6 protein-coding genes are annotated in these 20,467 nt (G+C 54.2%); 3 read left to right on the forward strand and 3 right to left on the reverse strand.

Annotated elements, in window-relative coordinates:
* Nucleotides 1-9: 9 nt before the first annotated feature.
* The 3 genes from HV352_RS18420 to HV352_RS18430 form a co-directional block, all read right to left on the reverse strand.
* Complete coding sequence (locus tag HV352_RS18420; protein ID WP_181634958.1) at nt 10-11,715, reverse strand: hemagglutinin repeat-containing protein; 11,706 nt, start codon at nt 11,713-11,715, stop codon at nt 10-12.
* A 12-nt stretch (nt 11,716-11,727) separates the two neighbouring features.
* Nucleotides 11,728-13,365, reverse strand: coding sequence for a ShlB/FhaC/HecB family hemolysin secretion/activation protein (locus HV352_RS18425; protein WP_233612762.1), 1,638 nt, complete (start codon nt 13,363-13,365; stop codon nt 11,728-11,730).
* A 667-nt stretch (nt 13,366-14,032) separates the two neighbouring features.
* Nucleotides 14,033-14,641 (reverse strand): class I SAM-dependent methyltransferase, encoded by a 609-nt coding sequence (locus tag HV352_RS18430; RefSeq protein ID WP_181634959.1) that lies wholly within the window; start codon nt 14,639-14,641, stop codon nt 14,033-14,035.
* A 164-nt stretch (nt 14,642-14,805) separates the two neighbouring features.
* Here HV352_RS18430 and HV352_RS18435 point away from each other — a divergent pair, with 164 nt between their 5' ends.
* The 3 genes from HV352_RS18435 to HV352_RS18445 all read left to right on the forward strand — a co-directional run bounded on the left by HV352_RS18435 (nt 14,806) and on the right by HV352_RS18445 (nt 20,399).
* On the forward strand, nt 14,806-15,888 hold the full coding sequence (locus tag HV352_RS18435; RefSeq protein WP_181634960.1) for a LacI family DNA-binding transcriptional regulator: 1,083 nt from the start codon (nt 14,806-14,808) through the stop codon (nt 15,886-15,888).
* Nucleotides 15,889-16,009: 121 nt separating this feature from the next.
* A complete protein-coding gene (locus HV352_RS18440) occupies nt 16,010-19,093 on the forward strand; it encodes a beta-galactosidase (protein WP_181634961.1) in 3,084 nt (1,027 codons plus the stop codon).
* 52 nt (nt 19,094-19,145) lie between these two features.
* A complete protein-coding gene (locus HV352_RS18445; protein WP_016151951.1) occupies nt 19,146-20,399 on the forward strand; it encodes an MFS transporter in 1,254 nt (417 codons plus the stop codon).
* The last annotated feature ends 68 nt before the right edge of the window (nt 20,400-20,467 follow it).

The raw sequence follows: 20,467 nt of genomic DNA on the forward strand, positions 1-20,467 counted from the left end.
TTTGCTTTCTCATTTTTTGCGATCCTCCTGAGAGGATTTCTGCTCTATATACTTCCCGCTAAGTTCAGATCCCACGCTACCACCGATATCGCCAGCTATACCTGGAAAATAGCTAGGTGTCATTTCTTTTGAAAGCCCAAGCTCTCCTTTCACTTCAGTAAACTGCCTCAGAGCAGGATTAAACTTAGGATCCCAACCACCTTTCCACCAGTTAACACCAGAATTAACGCCCCATGAGACCCCTTTACCGATGCCATAGCCAATACCCGAACCGGCCCCATTGATTAGCGCCCCCGACAGCGGGTCTTTGTTGTCAATCCAGTTACCCAGCGCACCACCTGCGGCATTCCAGCCGACTGTACCTGCCAGGCCATTCCCCATACTGAATACATTCACCCAACCAGCAATGGCTGCGTTTGCAGGGTCTATAGTACCATCAGCCAGATAACTGATACCGGCATTCGCACTTGCTCCCAGTCCCCACATAGCCTGAGCACCACCAGGAAGCAGAGCCACTGTACCTGTTGCCAGAGCAAGTCCTACCGCATCCCGTTCATTTTTAGCCTTATGGCATGCGGCTCCATCAGGATTATCAGAACAGCTCGCCATATCGAGCCCATGCTGACGTATCCATGCAGCCTGAGCATCTTCACTACCACCGAGTAAATTATTCTCAACTGAATTTTTACCAGACTGCGCCCCTGTTGTCGTGCTTTTCGAATCCCCCCCGGCCAGATTACCTGCCAGCCCGGATGCAATAGTCGCAAGATTGCTGACTAACTGCCTGTCACTTTCATCCAGTTCGCTGACGCGCTTGCCCGGATACATCGTTTTCAGTATCGCATTAGCAGCAAGCTCTCCTGCCGCTGCGCCAGCCGCTCCGGCTGCTACATTGTTCCCCTGCATAGCCGCCGCAGCACCACCCAGTATCGCATGCGCGATGGCTTTAGCCGCGATATCATCCTCGCTGAGGCCCGCCTTATGGCCTATGATATTGGCAAGCTCCGGTGCCGATGCCCCCGCCAGCGCCGCGCCAATATTACCGCCAGCCAGCCCCTGCAGAGCGCCTACTGCAGCCTGAATACCCCGCTGCACGTCACTGCCCGTACCGTATTTCGTCTGCTCGGTTTTATATGCCGCTGAGTTCCGTAGTTGCGTCTGGTATCTTGCTTTTTCTTCATCACTGGCGTTCACATCCGGCTCAGGAATGCCTTCCTTTGCCAGTGCTTTTTTACCCGCGTTCAGGCCATTTATCTCACCTTGCGTCCGCGCGATATCCGCCGCCTGGTTACCTATCTGGGCTATCAGTTGCACTTCTTGCAGACGTCTCTGCTCTTTTTCCTTGTCAAAAATAGGACTGATGCTGCCGTTTGCATGCTCCGCATCCCGGCTCAGACCGGCGACATCCTGCTTCTGGTTTTCCGTGTCGCGAACAGTTAACGTCCCCTCACTCACCGCCGCCTGCGTTGTTCCTTCCGCATGCCCGCTGCTGCCACCTCCTGCAATCAGGGCGTTCGCCAGATTACCCGCGAACTGTTGACCAATACTGCCTCCCGTACTGATCCCTCCCCCCTGGTGCTCCACTTTGTAATCTGCCTGATTGTGGATATCGCCAAAGCCCAGCGTGCCCGTATCCAGACTGTTTTTATCCACTGAACCGGTAGAAGCAATGACCGCGCCATCCAGTTGGGTGTGCTTGCCCACGGTGATATCAAAGCCACCGTCTCCCGCGAATATCCCGCTCTGCTCCTGCACCGAGTCATAGTCGCTCTTCATCCTGTCGAGGCTGGCATTGATACTCGCAGAAGCCGTCCCCGCGCCGAAGGTATATCCCACTCCTCCGCTCACGCTGTTCTGTTTGCTATCGTAGTGGTCGCTGTCCTGCGTACTGGTAATCGTCAGATCGCGGCCTACATCTGCCGTCACTTGATTGCCGTTGACCTGCGCACCAGCAAGCGTAGTGTCCCGCCCGCTGTTTATCGTGACCTGATTACCCGCATCCACCGTGGTTTCATTCTGCCGGGTGCCGTTGCCTTTCTCACGCCCTTTACTGCTGTTGGCGTTCGCCGAGACGCTGATCCCCGCGCCACCAGAACCCACACCGATACCCACGCCAATACTGCCACCGCTGCTGCTGTTTTTACCGGTCGTCAGTTGCGTATCCTGCGAAGCGATAAGATTCACGTCACGTGTGGCATCCAGCACCACATCCTTACCGGCCTTCACTTCACTGCCTGCAATAGTAATATCGCTTCCTGTGGACGTGATATTGACGCTGTTGCCTGCGTTCAGAGTACTTCCCGTCGTTGAATCCTGCTCACTGTGGGAGGTCGATTTTGAGGACTGTGAGCCCAGAGAAGCACTGACACCTATCGTATTGGTATTGTCTTTAGCGGTCCCTTTCGCCTGATCCAGAGCCACAGCTTGCCCGGCCTGTACTCCGGAGAGAACTGCCTGCGTACCCTGCAGTGCCGCCAGTCGGGAATCGCTGCTTTGTTTTGCTCCCTGTGCTGCTGAAACCGCGCTGTTCACCGCACTGCCCGCAGCCCCCGACAGCGCCACCGTCAGTCCGCTGGTTTTCTGCTCAAACTTCTCATCACGTGTGCGTTTGTCATGACCCGGTTCAATAAGTACGCTGTCGCCGCGAACAGCAATATCTTTCTGGGCGATGATATCCGCGCCGCCGATATGTGCCTGCTGGCCTGCGGTGATACTGACGTTGCCCGCCGTTGAGCCGACAGTACTGAAGCTCTCGCTTTGGGTGGTGCCTTTTTCGCGCAGATCGTGCGTGGTTTTGCTGCTACCGATGGTGAAGCCGATCCCGCCTGACCCCATCAGGCCGCTCTTTTTAGTCTCTTTAAAGCGCCATGAGGTATCGGTATTGGTGGCGGCAACAATATCCACATTGTTGCCAGCCCCCAGCGCCACATTGCCGTCACCGGCAACGGCTGAGCCCTGTACCAAAATGTTATTCCCGGCGGTGACAGTCACATTGTTCCCACTCAGCAGCGCGCCTTTTTCCCGCGTAGCGCTGTCTTCTTCAATCGTATGGGTAGTCTTTTTACTGAGGAATCCTTTTTTGGTTTTCGTGGTTTCCTGGTAGTGATAATCGCTCTCTGTGGCGGTCTTGAGATTCACATCCCGGCCTGCCGTTACGCCGATATCGGCCTGTGCCGTAACATCTGCTGCCTGTGCGTTTACATCACGCCCGGCAATAATGACGGCGTCGCCGCCGCTGGCAATTTCCGTTCCCTGCTGGCGTACGGCGTCATTGACTACGGTTTTCTTCTTCGCACGATAGCTGTCGCCGTCGGTCGTTGCTTCAGCCAGCAGGTTGACATCTCGCCCGGCCAGCAGACCGACATCATTCTCCGCAGCCAGCCCAGCCGCATGGGAATTAATATCCTGACCCGCTTTCAACACCAGATTGTCACCCGCTGAAACGGTAGTACGGGAAAGCCCGGTGCTGTGCGATTCACTGCCCCCGTTACGGCTACTTTGCTGAGTGGTAGCCGCATTCAGATTGAGATCGTTACCCGCTGTTAGCTGAGCATTCCCTCCCGCTTTAACATCGCTGGCGGTGATATTGAGGTTATTCCCGGCATTGATACCGAGGTTACCGCCCGCGCTGATGGCGCTACCCTGCCAGTCCACTGACGACCGACCAGTCTCAGTTATCCAGCGTCCGGAGCGACTCCGGGCATCGTTAATCTGGTTGGCATTTACCGCAATATCCCCCCACGCATCCATCAGCAATGAGCCGCCTGCAGAGAGATTCGCGCCAGTAACAGTGATATCTTTGCCTGCCGAGAGCGACAATCCGTCCTGCGCGGTTATCGATGCCGTAGACCCCAGCAGAGTATCTTTAAAGCTCACATTGCGGTATTTGTCCCTGGCACTCACATCAATCTGTTCCGCCAGCGTCAGATTATTGATGTTGCCGCCCAGGCTTTCCAGCGCTACCGTTTTTCCGCTGATGGCGGAGCTGACGTTATTGATATCACCAATCGCGCTCAGGTCGAGGTTGCCCCCGGCCTGCATCAGACCATTGTTAAGGTTGTTAATACTGTTTTGGCTGTCGAGAGTGAGGTCGTTTCTCGCCAACAGCGTACTGCCGGAGTTGGTGATATTCCCGCTGGTAAGCTGAACATTATTCCCGGCAATGACGCTACCGTTGTTCACGGTGATATCTTTCGGCGAGAGATACAGCTTCGGTATCATTACCGTCTCACCGTTGACGGTGGCGGCTTCCCACCACAGCATGCTGTGCTCAAGGGACGCTATCTGATCTGCCGTCAGCGCCACCCCAAATTTCAGTCCCAGCGACTGCTGAGTGCTTGCAGCGCTATCCATCAGATAACGCATCTGGTCAAGGTCAGAACCAATGCCGTTGATGTATCGACTTCCCGTCTTATTCAGCACGGCGTTACTAACATAGCGGGTATCGAACGCCGCATCACCGAGGAAACGGTAGTCATATTCAGGGTTCAGTTTGAGACGATCGAGCATATAGGCCGATCCCAGGAACTGGATTTGATCGGTATACGCAATATTGGTTTCACGCGGCGCTTCGCCAGGTTTGATACCCAGCATTGCATTCAAATCACCAAACAGGCTGGGATCGAGCTGACCAAGACCATTCAGTTTCGGGTTAACGTTGATCAGATACGGGCTTTTCGGATCGTCAGAGACGACGAAATACCCGTTCTTTCCGGAAGGCAACGGATAAGCGCTGGTATCCACCGTTTTGCCCTGATTTATCCCGGCGGCATTCACGCCCTTCTCGCCTGGGTTAATCAGGCCATTGAGTTGGCCGAGGCTGGCGTTACCTTTCTGCGTGGTAGAAACAGGGTTGAGCGTAGCGTCTGATACGCCGCTGCTTTCCAGCGCGCCGCCGCCGTTAATCTTCTGCAATACGTCATGCAGTCGATCGTTCCACTGTGGAGAGCTGACACTTACCGTGTCATTGCTTGCCAGCGCCTGCTTTTGCACCCCATTATTGATGGTTTGGTTGCTGAGGGTGTTGAGGGTAGGGGTAACGATGGTATTTATCACTCCCCCCGTATTAGGAGTGGTACTGGTATTGCTAATATCTTGTGAAAAAACTGCCTGAATTTTTCCGCCCGACTGGATTACTGAGCGATAAATCGTTGCACCCGAAGCTTCTTCTCGGTCCTTCCCTTGTGCGATGTAATGAATTGGAGTCTTTCTATAGCTATCAGCTTTTACTGACGCAGCAGGCGTTTCCCATTTATTACCTTGCTGGTCAGCAGCATACGTCCGATATCGGGTAACTGTACCGTCTGTCCAAGACTGATTTTGCAGGGTTGTACCCGAAAGGTGCATGTCCCCGCCAGCCAGCAACGTACTGGCATTATTTTCCAGATGTCCCGCCTGAAGGACCATTCCACGAGATGAACTGATGCGCCCGGCCCCACCGCTGGCAGAGACAGAAAGGGTTGCGCGTGAGACTGCAATCTCCTTCGTCGGACTGTTTTTCATCGCCTTAGGAACAGCTATGTCGTAACAATCAGGACTCGCGCCGTGCCCCGGACTCCCTCCACCGCTGCAGGATCGGTTAACAATGTAACCATAGTCAGTTCCCAGTTTTAGCTCAGAAAGAGGAATATCTGCAAAACTCTCATTCAGCCAGGCATACTGTTGTGTTAGATCTTCAATTTTGCCGTTACTTAACACCAGCCCATCCCGCTGATTCAGCAGATGCCCGGTTTTGATGGTGATATCACCGTTCTGGGTTTCGATATTACCGGAGGTGTTGACCACTTCGCTGTTGGCATTTCCCGCCGCATCTCGCTGCATCCACAGATTGTTTCCCGCGAGGATATCGCCGCGCTGGTTGGTAATGGTGTTAGCATATAGCGCCAGATTATTTGCCGCGTACAACAGCGCCGTATTGACGATGGCACCCGGTGCATTGAGCGTCAGAGAGCCACGCGTTCCGGTGAAACCAGAGACTGAAATATTACCGCGACTGGTCAGCGTAATATCGCCGCCGCCCTGTAACGTTCCGGCGGTATTGAGCGCTACGCTGTCGCCGCTGAGATAACTGGCGCCGTTGCCAGTGGTGATTTGTCCATTATTGCTGAGCTGTCCGCCCGCCGTCAGGTTGAGCGATTGCCCCTGAAGCACGCTACGGTTGTCGATAGCGCCATCGCTGGTAATGGTCAGCGTTTTACCCGCGGCAAAAACGCTTTGCACAGTAAAGTCATTCACCAGTTTCAGCGTCAGATTACCCAGCGCAACCACTTGCCCCAACGTACCCAGCCCGTGACTTTCAACGGACAGATCGCCGCCGCTGAACAGTTTCCCTGCCGCATTCTGATTAATCTGGCTGGCATTAACACTCAGTTGCGAGGTGCCCAACAGCGTACCGTTATTTGTCAGTTGCGTGTATTTCACCGCCAGTTGACCGGCCTGCGCGGTTCCCAGGTTGGTAAAACTGGTCCCTGCAAGCGTGGCGCTGTCAGCCAGCCAGTTCCCGCTATTGGTGGCCGTTGCTGCATTCAGAATGAGGTTTGCCGCCTGTAACCAGCCTGCGCCGGAATACTGCGGCGTGGTCAGCTTCATTCCCGCGCCAGAAAGCAGTTTGCCGTCATTGAGTGCGCGAGTTGTGGCGTTAAGATGGGTCTCTCCACCGCCCTGCATTAAACCGTAGTTGGACAGCACTGGCGTAGAAAGCGTCAGCCCCTGGCGGCTGACAATCTCCCCGGAAGCCTGGTTTATCAAATCACCGCTCAGCGACAGCGTTGCGCCATTATCCCCTTGCAGTCGTCCGCTGTTGGTCAATGCGCCGGTCGTCATGCCCAGCGTCGCCCCCTGAATTTTGCCCTCATTGGTGACTGACGCCGCAGTCAGATCCAACGCGCCCCCGCTCAGCATACTGCCCGCTTTCTGCTGCCTGACCGCGCCGTTCATGGCAAGCGTAAACGCATTTACGCCGCTAATCGCCGCACTGTTATCAAGGGTTGTCCCCTTCAGCGTAAGATTTTTCGCCGTCCATTGCCCGGCGTTAGCCAGAGAAAGCGCCTGTAGCGTCGCGTTACCAAGGGCAGTAATTTTACTGCCCGCCGCAGACGTCAGGTTATTTGCGAGCGTAAGCTGCAGAGCGTCGGCGCTTTGTATTGCCCCGTTGTTTGTCAGCGTTTGCGCATTGAGCAGAACAGACTGCCCTTGCCACACGCCGTTATTCGTCACCTCGCCAGAAGAGAGTTTCAGCGTCCCCTGCGTCAGCAGTGAACCACCTGCTGCGTTAATCAATTCCTGTTGCGGTGAAGCCATCGCCATGCGCGCCATCAGACGCTGACGCGCCTCTAGCGTCAGGCTTTGCAGACCGGTCAGCGTACCCTGATTGTGGATCCGGTTTTGCTGCAGGGTCAGGGTATTTCCCTGTACCGTGCCACTGTTATTAAGCTGCACGCCGTCTAGCGTTACGTCGCTTTCGCTGAGCAGCTTGCCGCTGTTATCAAGCTGCTGCGCGGTCAGTGACATTCCGCCATGACTCATCACTTCGCCTGATGTAGTAAGGCCGTTGTTTACATCAGCCGTCAGATTACCCAGGCTTATCAGCGATCCTTTGTGCAGCCAGTCATCTGCGGTCAGCGTAAGTTGCTGCCCCTGCAGCGTTCCCTGCGTCGTGATAGTGCCGGCATTGACGCTCAACGCGCCGCCGCTCAGCGTACGGGACGTAATGCCCGTCGTGAGCACATCGCCAGCCAGCGTAAGCCCATTCGTCCCCTGCCACAGGCCTGTATTGTTTAACGTCGAGGCTGCAAGTGTCAGCCTGTCACCGGTAATACGCCCGGCGCTGTTGATATCATCAGCCGTAAGCGTCAGTGCGCCGCCACTTTGAATGTGTCCGGGGTTGGTAAGTCGCCCGGACAGCTTGCCTTCCAGGCCATGCAAACCGTTAAACACGCCGCTGTTATTCAGCGAGTCGGCAGTGAATGTCAGGGTATCGCCTTGCAGTACGCCGGCGTTTTCCATCGCACCGGAATGCACCAGCAGCGCATTACCGGCCAGCCATTTACCTGCGGTATCCGTGATGAAGGTATTCGCAGAAACCGAGGTATTGTCGTTGCTCTGTACCAGACCGCTGTTACGGATTGATTTTCCATCCAGAGTGACACTTTTCGCCGCCAGCGTACCGCGGTTATCCAGGGATGCAGTATTCATCGACGCCCCCTGTTTCGCCACCATACTCCCCTGGTTTTCAACCGAGTTCGCCAGCGTCAGGTTCAGGGAATCGGCCTGAATATCACCTGCGTTAATTAATTTGCTGCCGCGCAGTGTGAAGTCGGTATTTGTCAGCAGCAGACCGTGGTTTTCCAGCGTGTCTAGGCCTAAATCCAACCCCGCGCCGCTAACCAGTTGTCCCTGCTGACCATTGAACATATTGCGGGTGGTGAGTTGTAGCGCCGAATTACCCTGCACAATGCCGTTATTCACCAGCTCCGGTGCGGAAATGCTCAGGGATTTTGCAGCAATCATTTCGTCGTTAAACAACTGTGCCGCAGCCAACTCAAACAGGTTGAGACTGCGCAGCGATCCCTGATTATCCAGTCGCCCGTTAGCCTTAATCTTCAGACTGTCCAGTGCCTGAACGCTGCCGCTATTGCGCAGGTTATCCAGTCTAATCGCCGCGGTACGGCCCTCTAGTTGGCCATCATTTTCAAAACGCTTTCCGCTGAGCTGTAGATCTTCACCGCTGGTCACCTGCCCACCAGCAAGGTTTGTAAAGCGATTCCCATCCCAGGCGAGCGCCTGATTCCCCTGCAGGATCCCACTGTTGCTGAGATCGCCGTATAATGCCAGCACCTTCGCTGCCAGCATTCCGCTGTTATTCACGCTGGCGGCATGCACGGTCATACCTTGTTGACTGAGTACTTTTCCCTGGTTAGTGAACGCGTCGTGTACTGTTGCCGTTACCCCCGTTTCTCCCAACGCATTACCGCTATTTTGCCACGTATTTGCTTCCAGATTCAGCGTACCGCCCTGCAGCAAGCCAGTGTTGTGGAGAGTCTGATTCTTAAGACTTAATTCACCCACCGACAACACATTACCTTCGTTATTCACGTCCTGACTGTTCAGTGCGAGCGTATCGGCGGCCATGAGTCCGAGGTTATCTGTCTGCTGTCCGTGAACAGATAATGACGTGTCAGCCAGCAGGCGTCCCGCGGCTTCGTTTTTTATCGTCGCATATTCACTTTGCAGATTAACGCCGTTAATTTCTCCGCCGTTAACCAACTGGCGACCGTTGAGGTGCAATGAACCGTCGGTTGTAATCAACCCATGGTTAGCCAGATACGGTATATCCAGCGCTAGAGATGCTTTGCTGTAGAGTGAGCCGCCGCTGAGGTTTTCCAGTCTGTCGGTATGCAGGTTCAGCGCGGTGTTGCCCTGCATCAGACCGCTGTTCACGACATGCTGACTCTGGAGAGTTAACGTGTCGGCGATCAGAGAGCCGCTGCTGGCGAGTCCATCAGATGCAATAATCGAGATGCGTTCGGCGCTGGCGCTACCGCTATGGGTCAGCGTTGTCCCACTGAGCGCCAGAGTATCGGCCAGCAGCTCTCCATGGTTATCAACTGACTGCTGCGCGCTGAAACCGACGCGTTCCCCAGTGGATTTCCCGCCATGACTGAGCCTGTCAGCCGTCACATCCAACGAACCTTTAGCCGCCTGTACGCCGTTCAGCGTCACGTTGTTGCCCGTAATCGCAAGGTCCAGACCGCTCTGCAAATGACCGTCTTTGCCAGTAGTCAACTGCTTTGCGTCGACATTAAGCGCACCAGCGGCATTAACCTGACCGTTCAGATTAAGGTTTTGCGTAACGTTTAACTGTATGTCCTGTTGCCCGGCGATCAGCGAATCTTTCGCGGTGGTGAGGTTTTCAGCATTGACCGTTACCCCCTGGTTGCCAGAGAGGACGCCATGTTGTTCAACTGTCGCGGCCTGCACCGTTAATGTGCCATCAGAGAGCAACTTTCCACCATTACTCAGCGTGGCATCAGCCCGGATATCCGCATCGTTTTTCGCGCTCAGGATCCCCTGTTGGTTCAGCGCTACCGTTTGTACTGAAAGCTGGCCGCCGCTCGCCAGCGTACCCATATTATCCAGCGCCCCGCTGTTGACCGATACGCTGTTACCCTGCATCAGACCTGCGTTGTTAAGGCTGCTGACAGAAACATCAAGACTGCCATTTGCAGCCAGTTGACCACCATTAACGAGGTGCCCACCAGAAAGGGACAACGCGCCTCCCGCATTGACCTGTCCCTGGTTGTTCATGTCGCTACCGGTCAGGCTTAATGCGCCCTTCGCATCGGCACGACTGGCGTTATTCAGAGCTATGCGCTGTGCCTTCAGCGTTAATCCGTTACCTGCTGAGAGCAATCCCCCATGCGCCGACAGTTCGCCTTGACTGTTAAGGCTGACATCAGTATCACTCCCCAGCGTGGAACGGGTCAGCGCCAGCCCATTAGTACCCGTAACATGCATTTTTTCTTTACTGGTCAGGCTGCCGTCGGTGATTTTCAGCGAACCGTCACTGCGCAGTGAGGTGTTTTTCTGGCTAACCAAAGTGGTTGCCGCAATGGCTACATCCTGTTTAGCAGCCACCTGCAACTCGCCAGCTGCAGCAACCCCGCCCCCCTCGATCGTCACCTTGCCATCGCTGCCCAGTTGCACGCCTGCGCCGCTGGAGAGATTTGCATTCTGTAACGCTAACGCCCCGGTGCTGTTGATGACCATCCCGCTTCCGGTCTTATGACTGCCGGTCAACGTGACGCCTTCGCCACTGGCGGATAGACCACCATTTGCCAGACTGTTGCCGATCGTTAATTTCCCGTTAGCATTGAGGGTGATATCACCCTGACGGGCATTCAGATTCCCGAGGTTGACCCCCAGCCCTTTCTCGCTGGAGACCAGATGAATTCGATTAGCATACATGCCGCCTAACGCACCGGTGTCTACCGCAATTTTCGGTGCTTCCCCTTCGCCATTCAGCGGGCTCACCTGGCCATTCGCCGCCACGCGATTCGCGCCGGCGATAACCGTCAGATCCTTGGCGTGCAGCGCAGCATTAATTTCCGTGGCACGGGCAATAATCGACACCGCATCGCTCTGACTACCATCCAGCCCCTTACCTTCTATGGTAATGCTGCCCTTGCTTACATCCAGCGACTGTAGGTTGCCGTTGGCATCCAACACGGGTTTACCGGTGGTCAGCGTGGCGTTAGGCGTGTTGATAAATCCACAACCATTACAGGTAATGCCATAGGGGTTGGCAACCATGACGTTGGCAGCTTTCCCCGCGACTTCGGTATAGCCCTGAAGCTGCGAACGGTTAGCGCCGGTAACTTCGTTGATGATCCCTGAAGCTTCCTTTCCCGGTTGCAGGTTCGGGTTATTCTGGATGATGCCGCCGAGCTGGGTCTGGGTAAATTGCCCGGTCGCGTTGTTGAGGATCAGCCCCTCTTTTCCCACGTTGTAGTCGTTATATTTATTGTGTGAAATCCCGGACTGGTTCGGCGTGGCAATATTCACCACCGGAACACCATTGGCGGCTTTATCCATCTGCGTATTGCCTTCAGGCGTGATGGCGGCAGCCATCGCTGGGAGCAGTGGTTGGGTAGCCAACAGGAAACTCAACATGCCACTTAGCAAACGCTGGGAAAAACGAACCTGATCCTTTTTCATCACCCTTATTCCTTAAAATGCCACCGCAACGCGGTAATACACATTGAGATGATCCGGCGCCAGCCAGTCCGGATAGTTAACTGGCGTTCCTACGGTAAACTGACTGGAAAACCAGCGCCCTGAACTGGTTAATCCCAGCGCAGCCCCCCACAACGTGCCGGAGGCATAGCTATCAACGTTATCCTGTTTCAGCCAGCCGCCGTCGAATGCCGCTATCGCGCCAATCTGTCCCAGCACCGGCAGCGTAAATAGCGAATAATTCACTTCATTGCGCCAGTAGCCGCCGTTATCTCCAGAAATGTACTGTTCTTTAAAACCGCGAACGGAGGTTTCTCCGCCCAGCGTCAGGCGTTCACTTCCATAGAGTCGGTCTGGAGACCATTGAAAATACACGCTGCTTAGCCACCACAGTTTCTCTGCCAACGGGCGCTGGAAACTACCGCTGACGCTCCATTTGCGAAATTCCGCCCTTGGCACATCACCCTGTTTATCGTTGTCATCCTCTGCGCCAAACCATGGCACGCCCTGGGTGAATGAAGGGTTAAACGTCGCAACGCCGGAAGCAATTTTTTGCGTATGGTTGATGCCCAGCGAAACGCTGGAAAGCTTGCGACTACTGGTTTCCAGCAGGATATCATTCAATTTGTTACGGTTAATTCGATGCGTCAAACCCAGCGATGCAGCGGTTTTGACATCACCATTGCGAAACAAAACCCAGGATCCGTTCAGACGATGGGTTTCGCTATCTCCGGTGGAACGCCAGGCATAACCATTGTTATCAATCGTGCTGAGGTAGTTACTCCAGCTGTAGTTGTAATCAAGCAGTCCGTAGCCGTAAGGAATACTCACGCCGGCCGCAAAGTTCTGCGCATCTTTGCTGCTGGAAAAATCGCTACTGCGTCCGCCGCTAATAAACCATTTATCCGCCAGGCCGAGCATGTTATTGAAAAATAGCGCACCACTGAGCTGTCCGGTTCCGGTGCTCTTTTGTCCACTGTTATCAAAACTAACTGAGCCATTGAGTGGAAATTCAGGCGTGGCGGTGAGGTTAACTATTGAGAACCCCTGCTGACTGCCCGGCAAAATTTCAATTTCCACCGGCGTCTGGCGAACCCGGTTCAACTGCTCCATCCCCTGTTCAATGTCACGCAGATTGAGAATTTTTCCTTCCATTCCGGGAAAGGTCATCAGCAGAGTGCGCGATGGGACGCCTTCCAGACGTATTTGCTGCAATTTACCCTCAAGCACCGCAATGTGCAGCACCCCGGATGAGAGATCCTGTTCGGTTAAAAAGGCACGACTGGTGATGTAGCCTCGACTGATATACCAGTCGGAAATTGCATTTGTCAGTTCCGTAAGGCGGGGAATATTCAGGCATTGATTCACCCATGGCGCGGTAAGCTTTGCCGAGGCAGCGGCGGACAACTTCGTTGCGCCGTCAATATCAATACGCGAAATCATAAAACACGGCCCTTCAGTCTGGGCTGGCGTTTTCGGCGTTACGGTTTCGGGTAGCGTAACGCTACGCTCCAGCTCTTCACGCTGGCGCTGGTTTTCATTAAGTCGCTGCTGCTGTTGCTGCTGAATGGTATTCCGATCCGCAGGAGAGAGTGGCGCCGCAGAAACAGTTGTGAACGGCAAAATTAACATCCCAATTAATATTGCCAACTTTCTTTCATCCCTGAACTTCACCCCACCCCCCATAAAAGTACGAAAGCGAACTTGACTGTAAAGCACAGCCGATCCTTGTAAAAAAGCACAAAATGTAAACAAAAGTAAAGACATTAAGTGCTATTTCACTTCATTCCAATTGCATTTTAGGATTTCTTATGCTCTTAAGTTAAATTATTCTTACTCTGTTGACCTAATCCCATCGCAAATCGCCCATTTACCCACATTAACGATCTGGACAATACGCTACGATGACGCCACTCGCATCGTGCTAACAGACACACCTCCCCGGCACTAAATAAGCGGAATCCGCAATACCTGGAAATTGTACTATTATCGCTTAACTTAATTGTCGTAAAGTAATAGCGTTAAAAAACATGGAATAATTAGAAATGAATACCAGCATAATTAAACCTTCCGCGATCGTTCTTTTCTTCCTTATTCTGGCAATACTCAATGGTTTTATTGCAACCCTGGGTTTATTCTTGTCGATTTATACCCTGTGTAAATTTCGTTCCGACGAATACAGCCCATATCAGTATTTTTTAGCAACCAACTCACTCATTTGACAATTATGCCTTTTGTTTTAATAGGGCTCACCAAAGCAGAAGGGAAGGAAGAGAAGGGAACGCTTAACGTTTAGAATTTAGCCACGTTTTTGCGCCAGCCAGATGGTATGCCCGGCGCAGTGCGGATCTTCCATCACCATCTCTACCACCACAAAACCGTGCGCTGACAGCAATGCGCGGTATTCATCCGGCGCGAGGCTGGCGTGAAACAGCGGTTCGCACTCAAATTGCCCCATCGCGATACCGTTTTCCGTCCCGCTGGTAAACATCAGCGCGCTGCCGGGACGGCTGAGTCGGTCAAAAATCGGGAACATCTTTTGCTGATCCTGCTGAGTTAAATGGAAAAAGCTGTCCCAGGCGATCAGACCATCGAAAGTCTCGTTAAGTCCCAGCTCGCGCATATCCTGCTCCAGCCAGCGCTGTGCGGGAAAAGTGTGCCGGGCCCGCGCCAGCATCGCCGCAGAACCATCAATTCCCGTAAGCTGAAAGCCTTGCTGAATAAAATAACCAGCAATCGGCTGACCGTTGCCGCAGCCAATATCCACAATGCTGCCCTGTCCGCCCATCACGGTGATGAACTTATCCAGCCAGCTTTTCTCGAACAGTGCGCGTGAACGCTGGCTGGCAAAGGCCTCCGCATGACGTTGGTAGATGGACAGAATGTTGTTTGCCGCAGAGTCGCTCACGATGTCCTCACTTTTTTATGCTGTTAAGCATCACGACGATAAATCCTCCAGCACACGATCTGCAACCCTGGAATGCGCCTCGCAGAACCAATGCGCAAATACCCCAAAACCGTCCCGCTGTGGCATCATAGCGCGCAGATAACGTCATGACAGGGGTGATAAACGTGAAACCGGTAACGCTATACGATGTGGCAGACTATGCAGGAGTCTCTTACCAGACCGTCTCGCGCGTCGTGAATCAGGCCAGCCACGTTTCCGCAAAAACCCGACAGAAAGTTGAGGCCGCGATGGCGGAGCTCAATTACATCCCCAACCGTGTCGCACAGCAGCTGGCGGGCAAACAGACGCCGCTGATTGGCGTCGTGACGGCGAACCTTGCCCTGCACGCCCCCTCGCAAATCGTTGCCGCCATAAAATCCCGCGCCGACCAGTCCGGGGCCTGCGTGGTGATCGCCATGGTCGAACGTAGCGGCGTTGAGGCATGTAAAGCCGCAGTCCACAACCTGCTTTCTCAACGCGTAACCGGGCTTATCATCAACTACCCGCTGGATGAAGAAGACGCCATTGCCGTGGCTGCCGCCTGCGGTACGGTGCCGGTGCTGTTTCTCGATGTCTCAGATCAAACGCCAATTAACAGCGTGATTTTCTCCCATGACGACGGCGCACGTCTCGGCGTTGAACATCTGGTGCAGCATGGGCATCAGCGTATCGCCCTGCTGAGCGGGCCACACACTTCGGTTTCGGCAAGGCTTCGCCATGCGGGGTGGCATAAATATCTGGCGCACTACCAGCTGCAACCCACCGCGGAGCTGGAAGGCGACTGGAGCGCGATGTCAGGTTTTCAGCAAACGCTGCATATGCTTAATGGTGGTAATCTCCCCACCGCCATGCTGGTCGCTAACGATCAAATGGCGCTGGGCGCGATGCGGGCAATCAGCGAGTTCGGTCTGCGGGTGGCGGTTGATATCTCGGTGATTGGCTACGATGACACCGAAGACAGCGCCTGCTACATCCCACCACTGACCACCATCAGGCAGGATTTTCCGTTACTGGGTGAAACCAGCGTAGACAGACTGCTGCAACTTCCCCGTGGGACCTCAAGCGTGGGCAACCAACTGCTGCCCGTAACCCTGGTTAAGCGCAATACGGTTCTGCCTCCCGATACGCAAACCCTCTCACCCCAGGTGCTGGCCGACTCACTGATCCAGCTAGCGCGGCAAGTTTCGCAGCTCACACCCAAATTGTGAACGCATAACAATTGTGTGAGTCAGTTCACTCATTGAGCGCCCCATCCTTTACAGTGGGGATCGCTTATTCGTATTTTGATTGAAATTGTGAGCGAATAACAAATTCAAACAGGATACCGTTATGAACCTGAACACAGATTCACTCTCCGCTGTACTGGCCCGCCGTGACTGGGAAAATCCCGGCGTCACGCAGCTCAACCGCCTGGAGGCGCACCCGCCGTTTTGTAGCTGGCGCTCAGCGGATGATGCGCGCACCAATCAGCGATCAACTCAGTTACGCTCGCTGAATGGCAAGTGGCTGTTCGCCTGGTTTTCCGCGCCTGAGGCCGTGCCGGAAAGCTGGCTGACGAGCGATCTGCCACAGGCTGATACTATCAACGTCCCCTCTAACTGGCAGATGGACGGTTACGACGCGCCAATTTATACCAACGTCACCTACCCGATCCCGGTTAACCCCCCGTACGTTCCAGCGCAGAATCCGACAGGATGTTACTCGCTCACATTCAGTATCGAAGACGCGTGGTTAGATGAAGGTCAGACGCGCATTATTTTTGACGGGGTGAATTCCGCGTTTCATTTGTGGTGCAATGGTCGCTGGGTTGGCTACGGTCAGGACAGCCGCCTGCCGTCTGAATTCGATCTTAGCGATTATCTGCTGCCAGGAGAAAACCGCCTGGCTGTGATGGTGCTGCGCTGGAGCGACGGCAGTTATCTGGAAGACCAGGACATGTGGCGCATGAGCGGGATCTTTCGCGATGTATCTTTGCTGCATAAGCCCACTACGCAAATCCGCGACCTGCGCATTAACACCCGTTTTAACGACGATTTCAGCCGCGCCACGCTGGAAACAGAAGTCAGAGTGGCGGACAACGAGAGCGAAGATTTACGCGTCACCCTGCAATTGTGGGACGGTGAAACGCTCACTCACGAAACGACTTCCCCGCTCGGCAGCGAAATTATTGATGAACGCGGCGCTTATCATGATCGGGTTACCCTGCGTCTGAACGTCGAAAACCCGGCGCTGTGGAGTGCCGAAACGCCTAATCTGTACCGCGCTGTGGTCCAGTTACGTACCGCTGACGGAGTGCTGATTGAAGCGGAAGCCTGTGATGTCGGCTTTCGTCAGGTTCGTATTGAAAACGGCCTGCTGTTACTCAACGGTAAGCCGCTGTTGATTCGCGGCACCAACCGTCATGAGCACCATCCGGTCAACGGTCAGGTGATGGACGAGGCGACGATGGTGCAGGATATTCTGCTGATGAAGCAGAATAACTTTAACGCCGTGCGCTGCTCCCATTACCCGAACCATCCATTGTGGTACACCCTGTGCGATCGCTACGGCCTGTATGTGGTCGACGAAGCCAACATTGAAACCCACGGCATGGTGCCGATGAATCGCCTCACCGACGATCCCGCATGGCTGCCAGCCATGAGCCAGCGCGTCACGCGCATGGTGCAACGCGATCGCAACCACCCGAGCATCATCATCTGGTCACTGGGCAATGAATCCGGGCATGGCACCAACCATGACGCGCTCTACCGCTGGATAAAATCAGAAGATCCGTCCCGCCCGGTACAGTATGAAGGCGGCGGCGCAAATACCACAGCGACCGACATTATTTGCCCAATGTACGCCCGCGTCGATCAGGATCAGCCCTTCCCCGCGGTACCCAAATGGTCGATTAAAAAGTGGCTGTCGATGCCCGGCGAGCAGCGTCCGCTGATCCTCTGCGAATACGCCCACGCCATGGGCAACAGTTTTGGCGGCTTCGCCAAATACTGGCAAGCGTTCCGTCAATTTCCGCGCCTACAGGGCGGGTTTGTCTGGGACTGGGTAGATCAGTCGCTGATTAAATATGATGAGAACGGCAAGGCATGGTCTGCCTACGGTGGTGATTTTGGCGACACGCCTAACGATCGTCAGTTTTGCATGAACGGCCTGGTGTTCGCCGATCGCACCCCGCATCCGGCATTATACGAGGCCAAACATGTGCAGCAGTTTTTCCAGTTTACGCTGCTGCCGGGACCCAAACGCCAGATTGAAGTAACCAGCGAATATCTGTTCCGCCACAGCGATAACGAAGTTCTGCACTGGTCGATTGCCCAGGATGGCAACCCGCTGGCCGCCGGAGAAATCGTGCTGGATATCGCCCCACAGAGTCGCCAGGTGATTACCCTGCCAGATGTCCCGATGCCGGAAACCGCCGGCCAGTTATGGCTAACGGTACGCGTAGAGCAACCTCAGGCCACCGCATGGTCAGATGCCGGGCACATTAGCGCCTGGCAGCAATGGAAGCTGGAAGAGAAACTCAGCCTGGCGCCACGGCCAACTGCCCGTACCGCACCACAGTTGAACGTGAGCGAAAACACCTTTACTGTTGAGATCAACGACAAGCGCTGGCAATTCGACCGTCAGTCTGGCCTGCTGACACAGTACTGGATTGGCGACGCAGCTCAGCTGTTAACCCCGCTTACTGACCAGTTCACCCGCGCGCCGCTGGACAACGACATCGGCGTGAGCGAGTCAACCCGCATCGACCCTAACGCCTGGGTCGAACGCTGGAAAGCCGCCGGTCATTATCTGGTCGAAGCAACGTTACTGCACTGTGCTGCCGACACGCTGAGCAATGCGGTACTGATCGCCACCGAACATGCGTGGCAGTATCAGGGCGAAACGCTGTTCGTCAGCCGAAAAAGCTATCGCATTGACGGCAATGGTGAGATGCAGATAACGGTGGATGTCGACGTCGCCAGCGGCACGCCACATCCGGCCCGCATCGGCCTGAGCTGCCAGCTGGCGCAGGTCGCTGAGCGGGTGAACTGGTTAGGTCTCGGCCCACATGAGAACTACCCGGATCGCCTGAGCGCCGCCTGTTTTGATCGTTGGGATTTGTCACTTGATGAGATGTACACCCCGTATGTTTTCCCTGGCGAAAACGGTCTGCGCTGCAACACGCGTGAGCTACGCTACGGCGCGCATCAATGGCGAGGGGACTTCCTGTTCAACATCAGCCGCTTTAGCCAGAAGCAACTGATGGAAATCAGCCACCGCCATCTGCTGCAACCGGAGGCAGGTACCTGGGTCAATATTGATGGCTTCCATATGGGCGTGGGCGGTGACGACTCCTGGAGTCCTTCCGTTTCACCAGAGTTCCTGCTGAGTGCCGGACGCTACCACTACCAGCTGGTCTGGGGTCAAAAATAATAATAATCGGGCAGGTTCCCCCCTGCCCGCATTCATCGTAAGGAAGTCCATTATGTATTATTTGAAAAACACTAACTTTTGGATGTTCGGCTTCTTCTTTTTCTTTTACTTTTTCATTATGGGTGCCTATTTCCCCTTCTTCCCTATCTGGTTACACGATGTAAACCATATCAGTAAAGGTGACACCGGGATCATTTTCGCCTGTATTTCACTATTTTCGTTATTATTCCAGCCTGTTTTCGGACTGCTTTCCGATAAGCTTGGCCTGCGTAAACACCTGCTGTGGGTAATTACCGGAATGCTGGTAATGTTTGCCCCATTCTTTATTTACGTCTTTGGCCCGTTATTACAGGTTAATATTTTACTGGGTTCGATTGTCGGCGGGATTTACCTTGGCTTTATCTACAATGCCGGCGCCCCGGCGATTGAAGCCTATATTGAAAAAGCCAGCCGCCGAAGCAATTTTGAATTTGGTCGCGCGCGCATGTTTGGCTGCGTGGGCTGGGCGCTGTGCGCCTCAATTGCCGGGATTATGTTCACCATCAATAACCAGTTTGTCTTCTGGTTAGGTTCCGGCTGTGCGGTCATTCTGGCATTGCTGCTGCTCTTTTCAAAAACAGAGGTCCCCTCTTCTGCAAAAGTTGCGGATGCGGTAGGCGCCAACAACTCGGCATTCAGTCTGAAGCTGGCGCTGGAGTTATTTAAACAACCGAAACTCTGGTTCCTCTCCCTGTACGTGGTCGGCGTTTCCTGTACGTATGATGTGTTTGACCAGCAGTTCGCCAACTTCTTTACCTCGTTCTTTGCCACCGGCGAACAGGGTACCCGTGTGTTTGGCTACGTCACGACCATGGGGGAATTACTTAATGCCTCTATCATGTTCTTTGCGCCGCTGATTGTGAACCGCATTGGCGGAAAGAACGCCCTGCTGCTGGCCGGTACGATAATGTCGGTGCGGATCATCGGCTCCTCCTTCGCCACCTCTGCGCTTGAGGTCGTCATTCTCAAAACGCTGCATATGTTTGAAATACCGTTTTTGATCGTCGGTTGCTTCAAATACATCACCAGTCAGTTTGAAGTGCGCTTCTCGGCCACAATTTACCTGGTGTGCTTCTGTTTCTTCAAACAGTTAGCAATGATTTTCATGTCAGTTCTGGCCGGAAAAATGTATGAGAGTATTGGTTTCCAGGGGGCGTATCTGGTGCTGGGGATAATTGCGCTAAGCTTCACGTTGATTTCCGTATTTACCCTAAGTGGACCGGGGCCGTTTTCTCTGCTGCGTCGTCGCGAAAGCGTCACGCTGTAAAAGCCTCTTTGCCGGATGCACCACTCACGTGGTTTATCCGGCCTACGATGTGCCATCCTCACACGATG

This window comes from Citrobacter sp. RHBSTW-01044, from assembly GCF_013781945.1.
In the GTDB taxonomy this organism is placed as follows: Bacteria; Pseudomonadota; Gammaproteobacteria; order Enterobacterales; family Enterobacteriaceae; genus Citrobacter; species Citrobacter braakii.